We start from the raw sequence: 18,576 nt of genomic DNA on the forward strand, positions 1-18,576 counted from the left end.
CGACCGGCATGGGCTCCGGCGCCTGTGCGGATCCCAGCAGCCCCCGGATCTCCTCCAGGGAGGCGTAGACGTCCGCGCACAGCTCGCAGCCGCCCAGATGGCGTCGTACGTCCGTGCCGCGCTCGGGCGGGAGAAGCCCCTCGGCGAGGTCGGAGATCTCGGTGACGTCCGGGTGCCCGGCCGTGTCCGTCGTCGATGTCACGCTCGCCCACCTCCGCCCTTCGCTACGGCTGAATCGGTCGGTCCCGCATGCGGGAGGCTCGCGTCGGAAGCCTCCGTTGCCGATGGGACGGATGTCCCTTCCACCCGGTTCCGGCCAGAACTGTTTTCTTCCGTGCTGCCGTGCCCGGGGCGCAGATGGCTGAGCAGCGGCAGCAGCCGGGCTCTGCCCCGGGCGCACCGGCTCTTCACCGTGCCCGTCGGCACATCGAGGATCCGGGCCGCCTCGGCGACCGGGTAGCCCTGCATGTCCACGAGGACCAGCGCGGCCCGCTGCTCCGGCGCCAGGGTGCCCATCGCCTCGATCAGCTGGCGGTGCAGATCATTGCGCTCGGCCGGCGCGGACGCGGACTCGTGCGGCTCCAGCAGCTGCTCCAGCCGCTCGGTGTCGTCCACCGGGGCGGTCTTGCGCGTGGCCGCCTTGCGGGCGCGGTCCAGGCAGGCGTTCACCGTGATCCGGTGCAGCCAGGTCGTCACCGCCGACTGGCCCCGGAAGGTGCCCGCGGCCCGGTAGGCCGACACCAGGGCGTCCTGCACCGCGTCGGCGGCTTCCTCGCGGTCCCCCAGCGTGCGCAGCGCGACCGCCCAGAGCCGGTCCCGATGCCGCCGTACGATCTCTCCGAAGGCATCGGGGTCGCCCTGCACATGGCGGGCGAGCAGCTCCTGGTCGCTCACCCCGTCGTATCCGGCGTCCTCCGCCATCTGCCCCTCCGGTCCGGGTAGCGACGTCAGCCCGTGAACTGCACTTCGCCGATGGCCTGCTTGTAGCCCGCTCTGGAGTACAGCGTGGAGTCGTAGCCGGAGTTCGGCAGCGCGGTCAGCCAGACGAGGACGTACCGCGTCTTCAGCTGCTTGGTGACCTTCACGGTAGCGGTGGTGCCGGTGGTGGTGACCGTGCCGATCCGGGTCATCGAGTCCAGCGACGGAGGGGTCAGCGAGTCCGCGGCGTACAGCTCGACCGTGGTGTGGTCGCCGCCGTAGCGCAGGCTGAGCGTGGCCTTGTCGAGCTGGGTGGCCGAGCCGAGGTCGTAGACGATGCCGACGCCCGGCTTCAGCGGCGCGATGGGCGGACCGTCGTTGAAGGACTTGGTCTTCCAGTAGGTCGACGGGTTGCCGTCGTACGTCTTGGCGACATTGGCGGCGCTCTGGGGATCGCCCTCCGCGACGAACTCCTGGCTGCCCTGGATCTTTATCGGTGCCGCCGACTGCTTGGAGGTCTTGTCGCCGCCGTCCGTGGTGCGGCTCTTGTTGGTGTCGTTCGACTTGCCGCCCTGGTCCATCAGAGCGTCCGCCAACTGCCAGCTGCCCAGGCCGAGAGCGGCGATGAGAAGGGCGGAGACCGCCCACTTCAGCGCCTTGCCGGTGCGGCTCTGCAACGGGGGCGGCGGAGCAGCGATCGGCTGGGCGGCGCCGGGGTGCGGCGCCGGACGTCCGTAGGTGCCCTGCTGATAGGTCGTGCGCTGGTACTCGGGCGGTGCGGTGAACGCGGGCTCCGGCGGGCGGATGCGGGGCATCTCGCCGATCGCCTTCACCAGCTCCTCCGGCGTGGTGCACGGCGCCTCGTGCCGGGAGGCGGTGGCCCCGTCGTTGGCGAGTGCGCGCATGGCCAGTTCGGACAGGCCGCGGTGGATGCCGGCCCGCACCTGGTCCGGCGCGACGAGCCCGACGTCCTTGGGGAGGCCCGACAGGCCGTACGCGTCGTCCTCGTAGGGCCAGCGCTGGGTCAGTGCCGCGTACAGCAGGGCGCCGATCGCCTCGGTGTCGGTGCGCTGCGGGGTGTCGGAGCTGATGCCGCGCAACGCGGCGTTCACCGCGAGGCCGCGGATACGCCACTGGCCGGTCGAGGTGCGCAGTACCGCGTTGGGGTTCAGCCGCAGATGGGCGAGGCCCTCACGGTGCGCGGCGGCCATGGCCGAGGCCACCTGACTGACCATCTGGTACGCGTCGTGCGGCTCCAGTGGACCGGCCGTCAGCAGGGTGGTCAGCTCGGTGGCGTCGGGCAGCCATTCATGGACGACGTAGACGAGGTCGTTCTCCTCGACGGCGTCGAGGACCTGGACGAAGCGCGGGTCGCCGAGCAGCGCGGAGGACCGGGCCGCGGCGAGGACCGAGCGGGCCCGTGCGTGGTCCGCCGGCAGTACATGGACACCGACCGCGCGGCGCAGTTTCTCATCGACCGCACGCCAGCTGCTGAATCCGTCCAGTCGGGTGACGCACTCCTCCAGCCGGTAGCGTCTGGCGAGTTTGTGACCGCTGTGCAGTTCGGGCGGTGAGGCCTGCTTGAGAGAACCCTCCGCGGCGCTCCCCTGCCCCTCGCTGCCGTCCGTGTCCCGCTCCGGGTTCTTGGCCACCCCGTCGGCCGTGGACTGGTCCGCCTTCGCGGTCAGCGGCTGCTCGCCGCTGTTGTCTGCCACGTCGACGGCAGCCGTGCTCCGTTCCGCCACCGTCGTCCCTGCCTCCCCATCCGTTGCACGCTGTCCGACGCCAAAACCAATTGTGCCCACAGTCCGCCGCTATGCACGACACACGGCGGCGGACGATGGTTGTGCGCTTACCCCCGCCTCAGCGGCCCAGACGCCCGCGCACCATTCCCACGAGCGAGTTGAGTTCGTCGATCCGCATCCGGCGGGCGGCGACGAAGAAGACACCGAAGAGTACGGCTCCGCCGACGAGCAGTGCCGCGAAGGAGCCGATGGCGCCCTGGCCGAGCGTGTGCCCGATGCCGTAGCAGGCCGCGCCGCTGAGCAGGGCCGCCGGTACCGAGGCGATGCACAGCCGGGCGTACGTCCGCAGCACCCGGGCGCCGTCCAGGTCCCCGCCGAGGCGCTTGCGCAGCCGCCGCCAGGCGACGATGACACCGATCGCGTAGGCGATGCCGTACGCGGCCGCCATGCCGGAGACCGCCCAGCGGGCCGGCAGCAGGAAGAAGCACAGGGCCGAGGCGCCCGCGTTGACCGCGGCGACGATGACCGTGTTGTAGAAGGGGGTGCGGGTGTCCTCGTAGGCGTAGAAGGCGCGCAGGACGACGTACTGCACCGAGAACGGGATCAGGCCGAGGCCGAAGGCCATCAGCATGTAGCCCATGTTGGTGGCCGAGCTGGTGCCCGAGCTGCCGAAGATCAGGGTGCACATCGGGATGCCCAGCGCCACGAAGCCGAAGGCGACCGGGACGATGGCGACCGCGGTGGTCCGCAGGCCCTGTGAGATGTCGTCGCGTACGGCGCCGCCGTCGCCCTCGGAGGCCGAGCGGGAGATGCGCGGCAGCAGGGCGGCCATCAGGGAGACCGTGATGATGGCCTGCGGCAGGCCCCAGATCAGCTGGGCGTTGGCGTAGGCGGCGAAACCGGTGCCGGAGACGCCGGAGTCCTTGCCGGCCGCGGTGGACAGCTGGGTGACGATCATGGCGCCGGCCTGGTTGGCGAGGACGAACAGGACCGTCCACTTGGCGAGCGCCGCCGCCTTGCCGAGGCCGTGGCCGCGCCAGTCGAACCGGGGCCGGATCCGGAACCCGGTCTCGCGCAGATAGGGGATCATCGCCAGCGCCTGCACGACCAGACCGAGCAGCACACCGACGCCGAGCAGACGCTGACCCTGCGGCGGGATGTTCGTGACCGTCATATGGGAGTGGGCGGCGGTGCCGTAGACCCAGATGAACATGCCCAGCGACACGATGATGACGATGTTGTTCAGGACCGGGGTCCACATCATCGCGCCGAACTTGCCGCGCGCGTTGAGGACCTGGCCCATCACCACATGGATGCCCATGAAGAAGATCGAGGGCAGGAAGTAACGGGTGAAGGTGACCGCGACCTCGTTGGCCGCCGGGTTGCTGGCCACCGGGTTGGACAGCATGCGCACCAGCAGGGGCGCCGCGAACATCGCGAGAGCGGTCAGCGCGGCCAGTGCCACCATCACGAGGGTCAGCAGCCGGTTGGCGAAGGCCTCGCCGCCGTCCTCGTCCTCCTTCATCGAGCGGACCAGCTGCGGCACGAAGACCGAGTTGAGGCCGCCGCCGACGGTGAGGATGTAGATCATGGTCGGCAGCTGGTAGGCGACCTGGAAGGAGTCGCCGAGGAAGCCGAGGCCGAGCGCGGAGACGATCAGCGCGGAGCGGACGAAGCCGGTGAGCCGGGAGACCAGGGTGCCGGCCGCCATGACGGCGCTGGACTTCATCAGCCCGCCGACCTTGCCGCCCTTCTTGGCGGGCGCGGCGGTCGCCACGGAGGCCACGGGCGCCATGACCGTCTCGGCCGGGCCGGAGCCGGAGGGGACGCCGGGGGCCGGAGCCCCGACCGGTGCGGGCACCGGGGGCTGCATCGGGTTCTGGGCGGCGGCGTAGGGCGCGGTGGGCGCGGCCGGGTATCCCTGCCCGGCGTACGGATTCTGCTGCTGCGGCTGCCGGCCGTAGGCAGGCGGGTACTGACCGCCCGGCGCGGCGCCCATGCCCGGCGCGGCGGCCGGTCCCGGGACGCCTGGGGGATCCATCGGCGTGTGGCCGCTTCCCTGCTGCTGGTCCTTGAAGAGATGCGCGAAGGCGTCCGGCTCGTGGTACTCCTCGCCGGAGTTCGAGACCAGGTCGTCCACGCCCACGAACTGGGTGGTGCGCGGATCGTCGCCGTAGGGCAGGTAGGGCGTCGCGCCGTCCGGCTCGGGCGCCGGGGTCTGCGCCCACACCCGCGGGTCGGGCGCGTACGGCGACTGGGCGGGCTGCGCGTACAGCGGCTGCTCATAGGTGCCCGGGGGCGGCGGGGGGTGCGCGGCACGGTCGTAGAGCGCCTCGGCGACCGGGTCCTGAGCGGTCAGATCGTGAGCCCGGTAGGGATCCTGGTCGTAGGCGTCCTGGAGGTACATGTCCGCCGCTTGCTGCGGCGGCACCTGGCCGGGCTCGGGCGGCGTCTCGGGGTAGCCCGAGCCGGCCGCGCCCTGGCCGCGGTCACCGTCGTACGGCGCGTTCATGCCTTACCCCACCTCATCGTCCCGGGCCCACCGGCCACGACATCGCTCAACGGTCCACTCTCTCACCCGTCCCGGACGGGTCGGTGCTTTCCGGTGCGGTGTCCGGCGCAGGGTCACTCGGCTGCTCCGGGTCGTCTGCCCCTGCGGCGGAGTCGGACTCCTCCGGGAGACGATCCCCGGGCGCTTCGGGGTTCCCCGGCCCGTCGGAGTCCTCCCCCGCAGCGCCCGCGCCGCCCTCCCCGGCCTGGCGGGCGGCCGCGCGCTTGCGCTGGGTGTACATCCGGAAGCCGGCGAGGACGAGGAGCAGCACACCGCCGCCGATGACGAGCATCACCGTGGGCGTGACCTCGGTGACCTTCACGTCGAAGGTGACGGGGGCGCCGTACTCCTGGCCGTCCTCGGTGTACAGCTGGGCGATCACCGTGGCCCGGCCGTTGGCGTTGGCCGAGGTGGTGAACTTCACGGACTGGGCGTGGCCGCCGGCGATGTCGACGGGCTGCTCGTAGTACGCCTTGCCGCCGATCTTCAGTCGGGTCGGCTGGGTCGAGGTGAGCCGCAGCACCAGGTGGCCGACCGGCTGGACGAGGTTGTTCTGGACGGTCACCGGGATGGTCGCGCTGCGTCCGGAGAGCTTGGTCTCGGACTTGTCGATCAGCCTGACCTGCCCGGCCAGATCGTCCAGCCACCCCTCGACGCCGTTGCGGAAGGCGTCCCCGTCGTCGCTCTGGCCCCGCCACGACGTGGACATCCCGCGGTTTATGGCCCGCCCGAACGGGGTGACCACACGGGACTGGTCGGAGAGGATCACCTGGAAGTCGTCGAGCTTGTCCTGGGTCCGGGCGATCTGCTCGAAGGCCGAGGCCGGCAGTTCCTGCCGGCGCAGGTACGTCGGGTAGGCGGAGGTCGACGGGATGCGCGTGGTGGCGCTCGGGTCGGGCTTGGCCTTGGCCGCCGCCGTCAGATCCTGTGCCTGGGACCAGGTGCCGCCCTGGAGTGCCCGCACGGCCGCGGCCATCGCCTGCGCCTGGGCCGCCGTGGGCAGGCGCTGCGGGGCGACGACGATGCTGCGCTGCTGGTCCGTCTGCGCGTTGATCTCAAGACTCTGGGCCAGGAACTCCTGCACGGCGAGCGTGGAGTCGGCCGCCTTCGTCAGATCGCCCTCGAAGGCCGTGGACAGCTTGGCGTCGGCCACGACCGCCGTGGTGCCGCCGCCGACCGGACGGGCGGCGGAGGGCGTGTACGACAACCCGGCCGTCTCCTGGAGGCTGTCGCTGCGGGCGATCACCCGGTCCGCGCCGGCGGAGGTCGCGACCCTCATGATCGACGGGTCCACGGCGCCGTTCACCGGCCATGCGTAATCCGTGCTCGGTGTGACGTGGAGCACAGTCTTCACCGTGGTGGCGGCGACGTCGGTCGCGTCCTTGAGATGGCTGAGGGAGCCGGTGACGCTGGTGCCGCGGTGCGCGAGCGAGGCCAGGTCGGGGTCGGCGAAGGGCAGCGCCACGACCTCCTTGCCCACGACCGCCTTCTGGAGGCTCGCCAGCCACTGCTTGGCCAGCGCCTGGTGCTCCTTGGGGCCCGCGACAGTGGTGTCGCCCTCACCCTGGAGCCGGTAGTTGCCCGACGCCATGGCGTCCACGGAGGCCAGCAGGTCCGGGTCGATCACCCAGGTGACGTCCAGGTCCTTGCCGAGGCTGACCATCTGGTCGAGCCGGCCGCCCGGCGCGAGCTCCTTGGCCAGGTCGTCGTTGAGGAACACCGGCGTCTGGAGCTCGCCGGCGCCCGTCTTGGCCGTCATATGGACGGTGGACAGCAGCGGCCACAGGACCGTCGTCCTGGTCCTGGTGTCGGCGTCGGACGGCTGCCACGGCAGGAACGTCCGCTGGACGCCGAGCACCTGCTGCCAGGGCTGGGCGGAGGTCTGCCCGGACAGGGCGACCCCGAACTCGTAGACACCGTTCGCGCCCAGGTCGAGCTTGTCCACCGGCACGGAGATGCTGAAGTGCTCGGCGACGCCCGGCGCCAGCTTGGCGAACTTCTGCGCGTACTTGTCGCCGACCTCGGAGCCGGGGATGCCCTGGAGCTCGTCCGGGTGCTGGGCCACGTCGTTGATCCCGGAGCGGGTATTCAGTATCGGGCCGACCCGCAGGCCCACATGGGCGCCGGTGACCGCCTGCTTGCCGTTGTTGGTCACCGTGCCGGAGACGGTGAGGGTGTCGCCGTCCGTGGGGGCGTTGGGACTCATCGAGTCCAGGGCGACGGACACCGGGTCCCCGGACGCGGCGGCGGCCGGCGCGGCGGCGGGCAGCTGGAGCAGCCCGGCCAGCAGGGGCGCCCCGGCGAGCAGGGCTCCGGTGCGCCGCAGCCATCGGCGCGCGGGTGAGGCACTGGTCCCCTGGAAGTCAGCCGCCTCGGCCACGCGCTCGCCCGTCCCTCGTCGTCTCAGTGGTCGTCGGAATGTGCGTCCCCGCATGGTAACGATGTGCGCCGAGCGGAAGTGCCGCGGTCCGGGTCACAAGATCGTTGGGCGGAGACGACCCGTCCTCTATATCCAGTATCGAGGGGAGAGGGGCCGTACGCCGCAAGAGCTGCGCTTGCACGGGTATGCCGGAAGCCGGCCGCGGCCCGCTCCGGGCCGCGGCCGGGCCGAATGGGGGCGCCCCGGAGCGCCCGGGGCACGTACCCTCTTCTGTTGTGCCGAACCCCAACGAAGACACTCCCTCCGCCCTGAGCCAGGCCCAGCAGCGTGCGGTCACCGAGCTGCTGCGGGTGGCGCCGGTCGCCGACGATCTCGCCCGCCGATTCCAGGAGGCGGGGTTCTCCCTCGCCCTGGTCGGCGGGTCGGTGCGCGACGCACTGCTCGGCCGGCTCGGCAATGATCTGGACTTCACCACCGATGCCCGTCCCGAGGACGTGCTGAAGATCGTCCGGCCCTGGGCCGACGCGGTCTGGGAGGTGGGGATCGCCTTCGGCACCGTCGGCGCGCACAAGGGCGCCCGGGTCGGGGACACCGACATGACCTTCCAGATCGAGATCACGACCTACCGGTCGGAGGCGTACGACCGCACCTCGCGCAAGCCCGAGGTCTCCTACGGCGACTCCATCGAGCAGGACCTGGTCCGCCGGGACTTCACGGTCAACGCGATGGCCGTGGCCCTGCCGGAGAAGGAGTTCATCGATCCGTACGGCGGCCTGGTGGACCTCGCGGCCCGCGTGCTGCGGACGCCGGGCACGCCGGAGGAGTCCTTCTCGGACGATCCGCTGCGGATGATGCGGGCCGCCCGGTTCGCCGCCCAGCTGGACTTCGAGGTGGCCCCCGAGGTCGTCGCCGCCATGACGGACATGGCCGGGCGCATCGAGATCGTCTCGGCGGAGCGGGTGCGGGACGAGCTGAACAAGCTGATCCTCTCCGACCATCCGCGCAAGGGCCTGACCCTGCTCGTCGACACCGGGCTCGCCGCCCATGTGCTGCCCGAGCTGCCGGCGCTGCGCCTGGAGAGCGACGAGCACCACCGGCACAAGGACGTCTACGAGCACACGCTGATCGTGCTGGAGCAGGCGATCGCGCTGGAGGAGAACGGCCCCGATCTCGCGCTGCGGCTGTCCGCGCTGCTGCATGACATCGGCAAGCCACGCACGCGCCGCTTCGAGAAGGACGGTCGGGTCTCCTTCCACCATCATGAGGTGGTCGGCGCCAAGATGACCAAGAAGCGCATGACCGCGCTGAAGTACTCCAACGAGCTGGTGAAGGACGTCTCACGACTGGTCGAACTTCATCTGCGCTTCCACGGCTACGGCACCGGGGAGTGGACGGACTCGGCGGTCCGCCGCTACGTCCGTGACGCGGGCCCGCTGCTGGACCGCCTGCACAAGCTGACCCGCTCCGACTGCACCACCCGCAACAAGCGGAAGGCGGCCGCGCTGTCCCGGGCCTATGACGGTCTGGAGGAGCGCATCGCCCAGCTTCAGGAGCAGGAGGAGCTGGACTCGATCCGCCCGGACCTCGACGGCAACCAGATCATGGAGATCCTGGGCGTCACTCCCGGCCCGGTGATCGGCAAGGCGTACAAGCACCTGCTGGAGCTGCGGCTGGAGAACGGCCCGATGGAGCATGAGGCCGCGGTGGCCGCACTCAAGGAGTGGTGGGCCGGACAGGAGTGAGGGTTCGGCCCGGCCGGTGTTTCACGTGAAACATCCGCTGGGCCGGCCGCACCGAGGGTCGATGTTTCACGTGAAACATCGACCCTCTTTCCGTCTCCCGGCTCCCCGCAGCAGCCGTTCGAAGTACGCCAGCAACGCGGCGACGAAGGCGTAGATCACGGCGACCAGGACGACCAGCAACGGTGATCTGCCGTCCGGTGGGAGCATCAGGGCCGCCACCCCGGCCGCGCCGACGAAGGCCACATTGAAGAGGACGTCGTAGACGGAGAAGATCCGTCCGCGGAAGCCGTCGTCCACACAGGACTGGACGATGGTGTCGGTCGCGATCTTGGCGCCCTGGGTGATCAGCCCCAGCACGAAGGCGGCGACGAGCAGCGGTCCGGTGGCGAACGGCAGACCGAGGGCGGGCTCCAGCACCGCGGCCGCCGCCGAGCACACCACGATCCAGCGCAGTGGCCCCAGCCGCCCTGCCGCCCAGGGAGTCACCGCGGCCGCCGCGAAGAACCCGGCACCGGACAGACCCAGCGCCAGACCGAGCAGCCGCAGCCCCTCGTCGGGGCCGGACGCGAGGGTGTAGCGGCACAGCATGAGCAGCAGGACGAGCAACGCGCCGTAGCAGAAGCGCATCAGCGTCATCGAGGCCAGCGCCCAGGCCGCCGCCCTGCGCTGGGGCGCGGCCAGATGCCGGATGGCGGCGAGCAGATCGCGGGCCGTGTCGGCGAGCGCGGTCAGCAGATGCGGTTGCAGCTGCTGCCGGTCGGGACCGAGGAGCGCGGGCGCCATGCTCAAGGAGACCAGGCCCGCGCACAGATAGAGCAGGGCGCCCAGCAGCACCACCGCGGCATCGGAGCCCGAGGACAGCAGCCGTACCCCGAACGCGAGTCCACCACCGGCGGTCGCGGCGAGCGTGCCGGCCGTCGGGGACAGGGAGTTGGCGATTACCAGGCGCTCGGTGTCGACCACCCGGGGCAGGGCCGCGGAGAGACCGGCGAGGATGAAGCGGTTGACGGCCGTGACACACAGCGCGGAGACGTAGAAGAGCCAGGCCGGGACGTCGCCCGCCATCAGCGCGGCGGTGCCGACGGCCAGCAGGGCGCGCAGCAGATTGCCGTAGACGAACACCTGGCGGCGCCGCCAGCGGTCCAGCAGGACGCCCGCGAAGGGGCCGACGAGTGAATAGGGGAGCAGCAGTACCGCCATCGCCGAGGCGATCGCGGCGGCCGAGGTCTGCTTCTCCGGGGAGAAGACGACGTAGGCGGCGAGCGCGACCTGGTAGACGCCGTCGGCGCCCTGGGACAGCAGACGGACGTACAGCAGGCGCCGGAAGTACCGCAGGCGCAACAGGACGCGCAGGTCACGGACGACGGGCATGGGGCACAGCCTCACATATGCAGAAGGTCCCCGGGTCAGGACCCGGGGACCTTCACAGCCCTGGCAGGAGCGATTTTTGTACGAGCGGCTCCCCGTGGGGCGGTGTCGAGCTTTAGCGCTCGACGTCGCCGCGGATGAACTTCTCGACGTTCTCGCGGGCCTCGTCGTCGAAGTACTGCACCGGCGGGGACTTCATGAAGTACGAGGACGCGGAGAGGATCGGGCCACCGATGCCGCGGTCCTTGGCGATCTTCGCGGCGCGCAGGGCGTCGATGATGACACCGGCGGAGTTCGGGGAGTCCCAGACCTCGAGCTTGTACTCCAGGTTCAGCGGGACGTCACCGAAGGCGCGGCCCTCAAGGCGGACGTAGGCCCACTTGCGGTCGTCCAGCCAGGCCACGTAGTCGGACGGGCCGATGTGGACGTTCTTCTCGCCGAGGTCCCGGTCGGGGATCTGCGAGGTGACGGCCTGCGTCTTGGAGATCTTCTTGGACTCCAGGCGCTCACGCTCGAGCATGTTCTTGAAGTCCATGTTGCCGCCGACGTTCAGCTGCATCGTGCGGTCCAGGATGACACCGCGGTCCTCGAACAGCTTCGCCATGACGCGGTGCGTGATGGTGGCGCCGACCTGGGACTTGATGTCGTCACCGACGATCGGCACACCGGCCTCGGTGAACTTGTCCGCCCACTCCTTGGTACCGGCGATGAAGACCGGGAGGGCGTTGACGAAGGCGACCTTGGCGTCGATGGCGCACTGGGCGTAGAACTTCGCCGCGTCCTCGGAGCCGACCGGCAGGTAGCAGACGAGAACGTCGACCTGCTTGTCCTTCAGGATCTGGACGACGTCGACCGGCTCGGCCTCCGACTCCTCGATGGTCAGGCGGTAGTACTTGCCCAGGCCGTCGAGGGTGTGGCCGCGCTGCACGGTGACGCCGGTGTTCGGGACGTCGCAGATCTTGATGGTGTTGTTCTCGGAGGCGCCGATCGCGTCCGCGAGGTCGAGGCCGACCTTCTTGGCGTCCACGTCGAACGCGGCCACGAACTCGATGTCGCGCACGTGGTACTCACCGAACTGCACGTGCATCAGGCCGGGGACCTTGGCCGCCGCGTCGGCGTCCTTGTAGTACTCGACTCCCTGCACCAGCGACGCGGCGCAGTTGCCCACGCCGACGACGGCTACGCGAACCGAACCCATTCCGGTTGCTCCCTGTGTGTACGAGTGAGGCCCTGACTGGGACTCACGTGGCGGTGTCGCCGGGCGGATCCGTCCGGGAGGTGCTCCCGGGACGGGGCAGGCCGCCCGTCGATCCAGTGGTGGTGTCCTGTTGAGCGGGCCCCCCGGACGAGGGACTTCTCAGGTCCCGTCCGGCTCGCTCGCTCTCGATGAGCTCGTTCAGCCAGCGCACTTCGCGCTCCACGGATTCCATCCCGTGGCGCTGGAGCTCGAGTGTGTAGTCGTCCAGGCGCTCCCGCGTCCGGGTCAGGGAGGCGCGCATCTTCTCCAGACGCTCCTCCAGCCGGCTGCGGCGGCCCTCCAGCACGCGCATGCGCACATCGCGCGAGGTCTGCCCGAAGAAGGCGAACCGCGCGGCGAAGTGCTCGTCCTCGTACGCGTCGGGACCGGTCTGCGAGAGCAGTTCCTCGAAGTGCTCCTTACCTTCCGCCGTCAACCGGTAGACGATCTTGGCGCGGCGTCCGGCGAGGGGAGCGGCGAGGGCGTCCTCGTGGGTGTTGCCCGGTTCCTCGGTCAACCAGCCGCTCGCGACCAGCGTCTTGAGGCAGGGATACAGGGTCCCGTAGCTGAAAGCGCGGAACACACCCAGGGACGTATTGAGTCGTTTACGCAGCTCGTAACCGTGCATAGGGGACTCGCGCAGCAGGCCGAGCACGGCGAACTCAAGGATGCCGGAGCGCCGGCTCATCGTCGCCTCCTCCCGGCCCGCGGCTCCCACCGCAGGTCTCCCAGTGCCTTCTCAGCGTCTTTATCTCGCGCTGATGTATCGACTCGATACATCAGCACGATAGAACGACGTCACGCATGCGACAAGGGGGACGGTGGTGAACGGGATCACATAACCGATTCGTAGGAGGCAACTTGCCTGGTTTGGGGTGAACTTCGGGGCTCGGCGGGTTTTGGCGGTGCGTAGTCTGTGCGGCATGCAGACCACCGGGAACCATGCGACGCCTGGGGAGCGTCGTCGTCCCCGGTGCAGTACGGGTGAATGCGCGACCGACCACATCCGTACGTCGGGGGGACCGGAAACCAGCCGCCAGTCCAGGTGCGCAAGGGTGCGCCTGCCCGAGGAGTAATCGTTCGATGAGCGAGCACCGTCGCAAACCGCCGCAGCCGCAGGGAGGCGGACGTGCCGCGGCCCGACGCGGCCAGCCCGGTTCGTCCCCCGGTCGCCGCGCGGCACCGCGAGGCGCCAGCGGATCGCCTGCCGACTCTCCGGGAGACGAGGAGCGGTCGCTCGGCGGCCGCGCCGAGGCCCGGCGCGCGGCCCAGAGAAGCAGTGGTGGACGCCGCAGAGCAGCCGAGCCCGCAGGCGGCCGCCGCGGTGGTCCCGGCGGCCCGTCCGGGCCCGGACGCGGCCGGGGGCGTACGGCCCCGCCCGGCAAGAAGCGGATCATCGACTATCCCCGCGCGGACAAGTACGGGTGGCACCGGTGGGTGCCGTCCTGGAAGCTCGTGTCGGGTATGTTCATCGGCTTCGTCGGCTGCCTCGTGGCCGTCGCCGGCATCGGGTACGCGATGGTGGGCGTCCCTGACGTGGCCAAGACCGCGCAGGCGCAGAACAACGTCTACTACTGGTCCGACGGATCGGTGATGGTCGCGACCGGTGGTGAGACCAACCGGCAGATCATCAACTACGAGGACATCCCCAAGGAGATGCGGTACGCCGTCATCTCCCAGGAGAACAAGACCTTCGAGACCGACAGCGGTGTGGACCCGTCGGGTATCGCCCGAGCGGTCTTCAACATGGCCCGCGGCGGTCAGACCCAGGGTGGTTCGACGATCACCCAGCAGTACGTCAAGAACGCCATGCTCGACGACCAGTCGCAGACCATCTCCCGCAAGTTCAAGGAGATCTTCGTCGCGATCAAGGTGGGCACCGAGGTGCCCAAGCCGAAGATCATGGCCGGTTACCTGAACTCGGCGTACTTCGGCCGCGGCGCCTACGGCATCCAGGCGGCCTCGCGCGCGTACTTCAACATCGACGCCAAGCAGCTCAACCCCGGCCAGTGCGCCTTCCTCGCGGCGATGCTGAAGGGCGCCACCTACTACGACCCGGCCGGCGCCACGTCCCTCGATCCCAACGCCACGGCCGAGGCGAACAAGAAGCGCGCTCTGGGGCAGATGCAGGACACCCTCGACAAGATGGTCAAGTACGGCCATCTGAGCGCCGCCGAGCGTGCCAAGTACACGACGCTCCCCCACTCGCAGAACCCGCGCTCGAACAGCAGGCTCAGCGGCCAGGTCGGTTACCTGGTCGACCTCGCCAAGTCCTACCTGATCAACAACAGTGACAAGACCCATGTCACCGCGGACGATCTGCAGAAGGGCGGCTACCGGATCCACACGACCTTCGACAAGAAGAAGGTCAACGCGCTGGAAGCCGCCGTCAAGAAGGTCCAGAAGGCGAACATCAAGCCCGAGGTACGTCCGAAGTACGACAAGTACGTCCAGTTCGGCGGGGCCTCGGTCGAGCCGAAGACCGGCGCCATCCGGGCCATCTACGGCGGTGAGGACGCCACCAAGCACTTCACTGACAACGCCGACTCGACCGGCGCCCAGGTGGGCTCGACATTCAAGCCCTTCGTGCTGGCGGCCTCGATGAAGTGGGGCGTGCGCGACCCGCACGGTCCGGCGGACCAGGGCCCGGACGAGCGCACGATCGCCTCTCCCAAGAGCCTGTACAGCGGCAAGAACAAGCTCAAGATCGAGAACTACGACCACACCGTCTGGACGGACAAGGACGGCAAGGAGTGGCTCCAGACCAACGACGGCGACGAGTCCGTCGGTGACGCGCCGGACTACAAGATCGACCTCCGTGAGGCGATGCAGTTCTCGGTGAACTCCGCCTATGTGCAGCTCGGCATGGACGTGGGCCTGGACAAGGTCGAGCAGTCCGCGCTGGACGCGGGCCTGCTGAAGGGCAGCCTGGCCAGCTCCAACTACCCGTCCTTCTCGATCGGCACCTCCGACCCGAGCGCCATCCGTATGGCCGGGGCCTACGGCACCTTCGCCAACAGCGGTCAGCAGACCGACCCGTACTCGGTCGACAAGGTCGAGAGCAAGGACGGGGTCGTCTACCGGCACGAGGTGAAGTCGAAGGAGGCCTACCCGGCGAACGTGGCGAACAACGTCACCGACGTCCTGCGGACCGTGGTCGACAAGGGCACGGGTACCAACGCCCGGCTGCCCGGCCGTGAGGTGGCCGGCAAGACCGGTACCACCGACGGCAACAAGTCGGCCTGGTTCGTCGGCTACACCCCGCAGCTGTCCACCGCGATCAGCATGTTCCGCCTGGACGACAACGCGAACAACAAGAACCGTACGTTCCTGGAGATGTACGGAACGGGTGGCCAGAAGCAGATCCACGGCGCCTCGTTCCCGTCGGAGATCTTCCACGACTACATGACGCAGGCACTTCAGGGTCAGCCGGCGCTGACGTTCCCGGCACCCGAGCCCATCGGCGTCGCGCTGAACCCGGAGCCGAGCCCCACGCCGACCCCGTCGACCTCGCCGAGCCCGTCCACGAGCCCGTCCACGAGCCCGTCGCCGAGCGACAGCGTCTCCCCGAGCCCGACGAACAGCCAGACCTGTGGCTTCTTCGGCTGCACCGACGGCGGCAACGGCAACGGCGGTGACAACGGCAACGGTCCCGGCGGGAACGGCAACGGCGGCATGGACGGCGGGCCGACGCCCTCGACCACGGCCACCGATCCCGGCGCCGACGGCGGCACCCGGGGCAATGGCAACGACAACGGAGGAACCATCTGGGGACCGGCGGGCTGACCCCTCGGTCCGACCGGTTGGCGGCCATATCGCCCGCCCTGCCTGTTTCACGTGAAACATCGGCCGCCGCACCCACCAGGTGCGGCGGCCCTCCGCGTTTTCATGGGGAGGTACGGCAGGATGTGGCCCATGCCCAGTGCAGAGATGACACCCCCGGGCGTGTACGAGCCCGAGCCGGAGCGGTCCGCCCCACCGGAGCCGGTGCGGCCGACCCGGGAGGACGAGGTCGCGGCGGCCGGCAGTGAGCTGGTCGGCGGCCCCATCGGGCGGTACGCCCTGCTCGGAACCTCCTGGTGGACGCCCGTGCGGATCGTGGCGCTCGTGGCGATCGGCATGTTCGCCCTGGGCCTGGTCCAGAAGGCGCCGTGCTACCACAGCGCCTGGTTCTTCGGCGCCAGCTCCCAGTACACGAAGGCCTGCTACTCGGACATCCCGCACCTCTACCAGGGCCGCGGATTCGCCGATCACCTCGTGCCCTACTTCGACAGACTCCCGGACGACCTGTCCGGCGGCATGGGCTATCTCGAGTACCCGGTGCTGACCGGAGTGTTCATGCAGGTGGCCTCCTGGCTGACCCCGCACAGCGGCGGCATCCAGCACCAGGAGCAGTGGTACTGGTTCGTCAACGCCGCGATGCTGATGGTCTGTACGGCCGTACTCGCCGTCTGTGTGGCCCGTACCCACCGCCGGCGCCCCTGGGACGGCCTGCTGGTCGCTCTGGCGCCCGCGGCGGCGCTGACCGCCACCATCAACTGGGACCTGCTGGCGGTGGCGCTGACGGCCGCCGCGATGCTGATGTGGGCCCGCAGCCGCCCGATCGCCTTCGGCATCCTCCTGGGGCTCGCCACGGCCGCCAAGCTCTACCCCGTGCTCCTGCTCGGCCCCCTGCTCGTACTGTGCTGGCGGGCGGGCAGATGGCGGGAGTTCGTGCAGGCGGCGGCGGGAACGGCGGGCGCCTGGCTGGTGGTGAACCTGCCGGTGATGCTGTTCGCCTTCCCGGGCTGGTCGAAGTTCTACTCGTTCAGCCATGACCGGGGCGTCGACTTCGGCTCGTTCTGGCTGATCTGGTCCCAGAACTCGGACCACCCGCCGAGCACCGACTTCGTGAACACCGCCGCCACGGTGCTGGTGGTGCTGTGCTCCATCGGCATCGCCGTGCTCACGTTCACCGCCCCGCGCCGGCCGCGCTTCGCCCAGCTGGCCTTCCTGATCGTGGCGGTCTTCATCCTCACCAACAAGGTCTACTCGCCGCAGTACGTGCTCTGGCTGGTGCCGCTGGCGGCCCTCGCCCGGCCCAAGTGGCGGGACTTCCTGATCTGGCAGGCGTGCGAGGTGGCGTACTTCCTCGGCATCTGGATGTACCTCGCCTACACGACCAGCGGAGACGCCCACAAGGGCCTGCCGACGCACGGCTACCAGTGGGCGATCGCCCTGCATCTGCTGGGCACGCTGTACCTGTGCGCCGTCGTCGTACGCGACATCCTGATGCCGGAGCGGGACGTGGTGCGCCGGTCCGGGGACGACGATCCCTCGGGCGGGGTGCTCGACGGGGCGGAGGACGTCTTCGCGTTCACCGCGCTGGCCCGTCCGCCCCGGCACGCGGCCCCGTACGAGGCGCCACAGGTGGAGTGGGGCAGGCCGGAAGCGGCGCCTCCCCAGGGCCGTTCGCTGTGAGCGAACGGCTCGGCTGAACGGCCCGCGCCGCTTCGGCCCGGGTGAAGGACGAGGACACGAAGAAGGCCGTACACGCGGTTCCGTGTACGGCCTTCCCGTTGTCCGTTACCGGCAGGCTCGGCCGGTCTCAGCAGTCCACGATGCGGTCGAACTGCGTGGTGGTGTGCCGCAGATGAGCCACCAGCTCGTCACCGACCTTGGGCTCCGCGGCGTCCGAGGGCACGAACAGGATCGACACCTGCATGTGCGGCGGTTCGGCGAACCAGCGCTGCTTGCCGTCCCAGACGAACGGGGAGAGGTTCCGGTTGACCGTGGCGAGACCGGCGCGGGCGACGCCCTTGGCGCGCGGCATGACGCCGTGCAGGGCCTTCGGTGCCTCCAGGCCCACCCCGTGCGACGTACCGCCCGCCACGACCACCAGGAAGCCGTCGGAGGCCGCCTTCTGCTGCCGGTAGCCGAACCGGTCGCCCTTGGTCACCCGGGTGACGTCCAGGACGGCACCGCGGTACTGGGTCGCCTCGTGGTCCCCCAGCCACAGCCGGGTGCCGATGCGGGCGCGGAACCGGGTCTGCGGGAACTGCTGCTGGAGCCGGACGAGTTCGTCGGCCTTGAGGTGGCTGACGAACATCGTGTGCAGCGGCAGCCGGGCGGCGCGCAGCCGGTCCATCCAGCCGATGACCTCCTCGACGGCGTCCGAGCCGTCGGTGCGGTCCAGCGGCAGATGGATGGCGAAGCCCTCCAGGCGGACGTTCTCTATGGCCTGGTGCAGCTGCGGCAGGTCCTGCTCACTGATGCCGTGCCGCTTCATCGAGGACATCACCTCGATGACGACACGCGCGCCCACCAGGCCGTACACGCCGTCGATCGAGGAGACCGAGCGGACCACCCGGTCGGGCAGCGGCACCGGCTCCTCGCCGCGCCGGTAGGGCGTCAGCACCAGCAGGTCGCCGCCGAAGTAGTCCTTGATGCGCGCGGCCTCGTACGTGGTGCCGACGGCGAGCAGGTCCGAGCCGAGCCGGGTGGCCTCCTCCGAAAGCCGTTCGTGCCCAAACCCGTAGCCGTTGCCCTTGCAGACCGGGACCAGGCCCGGGAACTGCTCCTGCACGTGCTTGTGGTGCGCCCGCCAGCGCGCGGTGTCGACGTAGAGCGTGAGCGCCATGGCCGGACCCGGACCC

At 70.0% G+C, this 18,576-nt stretch carries 11 protein-coding genes and 1 pseudogene; 3 read left to right on the forward strand and 9 right to left on the reverse strand.

Going from position 1 to position 18,576, the window contains the following annotated elements:
• The 5 genes and pseudogenes from CCN72_RS08065 to CCN72_RS08085 form a co-directional block, all read right to left on the reverse strand.
• A pseudogene (locus CCN72_RS08065) lies at positions 1 to 202 on the reverse strand (hypothetical protein); the annotation flags it as partial.
• Positions 199 to 921 carry an RNA polymerase sigma factor SigM gene (gene sigM, locus CCN72_RS08070; RefSeq protein WP_086806914.1) on the reverse strand — a complete coding sequence of 241 codons (723 nt, stop codon included), beginning with the start codon at positions 919 to 921 and terminating at the stop codon, positions 199 to 201. The pseudogene CCN72_RS08065 and the gene sigM, both read right to left, overlap by 4 nt.
• Positions 922 to 947: 26 nt before the next feature.
• Positions 948 to 2,663, reverse strand: coding sequence for a protein kinase family protein (locus CCN72_RS08075; RefSeq protein ID WP_086806915.1), 1,716 nt, complete (start codon positions 2,661 to 2,663; stop codon positions 948 to 950).
• Positions 2,664 to 2,781: 118 nt separating this feature from the next.
• Positions 2,782 to 5,175 (reverse strand): murein biosynthesis integral membrane protein MurJ, encoded by a 2,394-nt coding sequence (gene murJ, locus CCN72_RS08080; RefSeq protein ID WP_086806916.1) that lies wholly within the window; start codon positions 5,173 to 5,175, stop codon positions 2,782 to 2,784.
• A gap of 46 nt (positions 5,176 to 5,221) precedes the next feature.
• The gene (locus CCN72_RS08085) at positions 5,222 to 7,594 is read right to left on the reverse strand and encodes a DUF6049 family protein (protein ID WP_086806917.1); all 2,373 of its coding nucleotides are present in this window, start codon (positions 7,592 to 7,594) and stop codon (positions 5,222 to 5,224) included.
• Between the two features lie 275 nt (positions 7,595 to 7,869).
• On the opposite strand from CCN72_RS08085, the gene CCN72_RS08090 reads away from it, so the two are divergent.
• On the forward strand, positions 7,870 to 9,336 hold the full coding sequence (locus CCN72_RS08090) for a CCA tRNA nucleotidyltransferase (RefSeq protein WP_085565611.1): 1,467 nt from the start codon (positions 7,870 to 7,872) through the stop codon (positions 9,334 to 9,336).
• A 66-nt stretch (positions 9,337 to 9,402) separates the two neighbouring features.
• Here CCN72_RS08090 and CCN72_RS08095 read toward each other — a convergent pair whose 3' ends face one another.
• The 3 genes from CCN72_RS08095 to CCN72_RS08105 form a co-directional block, all read right to left on the reverse strand.
• On the reverse strand, positions 9,403 to 10,707 hold the full coding sequence (locus CCN72_RS08095; protein WP_086806918.1) for an MFS transporter: 1,305 nt from the start codon (positions 10,705 to 10,707) through the stop codon (positions 9,403 to 9,405).
• 112 nt (positions 10,708 to 10,819) lie between these two features.
• Entirely contained in the window at positions 10,820 to 11,902 is a 1,083-nt protein-coding gene (locus tag CCN72_RS08100; RefSeq protein ID WP_037650425.1) for an inositol-3-phosphate synthase, read from the reverse strand.
• Between the two features lie 43 nt (positions 11,903 to 11,945).
• Complete coding sequence (locus CCN72_RS08105; RefSeq protein ID WP_085565609.1) at positions 11,946 to 12,629, reverse strand: PadR family transcriptional regulator; 684 nt, start codon at positions 12,627 to 12,629, stop codon at positions 11,946 to 11,948.
• A 395-nt stretch (positions 12,630 to 13,024) separates the two neighbouring features.
• On the opposite strand from CCN72_RS08105, the gene CCN72_RS08110 reads away from it, so the two are divergent.
• Positions 13,025 to 15,727: a transglycosylase domain-containing protein gene (locus CCN72_RS08110; protein ID WP_086806919.1), complete on the forward strand. Its 2,703-nt coding sequence runs from the start codon at positions 13,025 to 13,027 to the stop codon at positions 15,725 to 15,727.
• A 129-nt stretch (positions 15,728 to 15,856) separates the two neighbouring features.
• On the forward strand, positions 15,857 to 17,401 hold the full coding sequence (locus CCN72_RS08115; RefSeq protein WP_208637945.1) for a glycosyltransferase family 87 protein: 1,545 nt from the start codon (positions 15,857 to 15,859) through the stop codon (positions 17,399 to 17,401).
• 127 nt (positions 17,402 to 17,528) lie between these two features.
• On the opposite strand, the gene CCN72_RS08120 is transcribed toward CCN72_RS08115, so the two are convergent.
• A complete protein-coding gene (locus tag CCN72_RS08120; RefSeq protein WP_037650433.1) occupies positions 17,529 to 18,560 on the reverse strand; it encodes an alanine racemase in 1,032 nt (343 codons plus the stop codon).
• Positions 18,561 to 18,576: the final 16 nt, after the last annotated feature.

The organism is Streptomyces murinus, assembly GCF_002154555.1.
In the GTDB taxonomy this organism is placed as follows: domain Bacteria; phylum Actinomycetota; class Actinomycetes; order Streptomycetales; family Streptomycetaceae; genus Streptomyces; species Streptomyces murinus.

What these genes read in the sequence shown, in the direction of transcription:
- sigM (WP_086806914.1), bottom strand. Translation starts at nt 921, where the DNA reads ATGGCGGAGGACGCCGGATACGACGGGGTGAGCGACCAGGAGCTGCTC.
- murJ (WP_086806916.1), bottom strand. Translation starts at nt 5,175, where the DNA reads ATGAACGCGCCGTACGACGGTGACCGCGGCCAGGGCGCGGCCGGCTCG.
- CCN72_RS08095 (WP_086806918.1), bottom strand. Translation starts at nt 10,707, where the DNA reads ATGCCCGTCGTCCGTGACCTGCGCGTCCTGTTGCGCCTGCGGTACTTC.
- CCN72_RS08100 (WP_037650425.1), bottom strand. Translation starts at nt 11,902, where the DNA reads ATGGGTTCGGTTCGCGTAGCCGTCGTCGGCGTGGGCAACTGCGCCGCG.
- CCN72_RS08105 (WP_085565609.1), bottom strand. Translation starts at nt 12,629, where the DNA reads ATGAGCCGGCGCTCCGGCATCCTTGAGTTCGCCGTGCTCGGCCTGCTG.
- CCN72_RS08110 (WP_086806919.1), top strand. Translation starts at nt 13,025, where the DNA reads ATGAGCGAGCACCGTCGCAAACCGCCGCAGCCGCAGGGAGGCGGACGT.
- CCN72_RS08115 (WP_208637945.1), top strand. Translation starts at nt 15,857, where the DNA reads ATGCCCAGTGCAGAGATGACACCCCCGGGCGTGTACGAGCCCGAGCCG.
- CCN72_RS08120 (WP_037650433.1), bottom strand. Translation starts at nt 18,560, where the DNA reads ATGGCGCTCACGCTCTACGTCGACACCGCGCGCTGGCGGGCGCACCAC.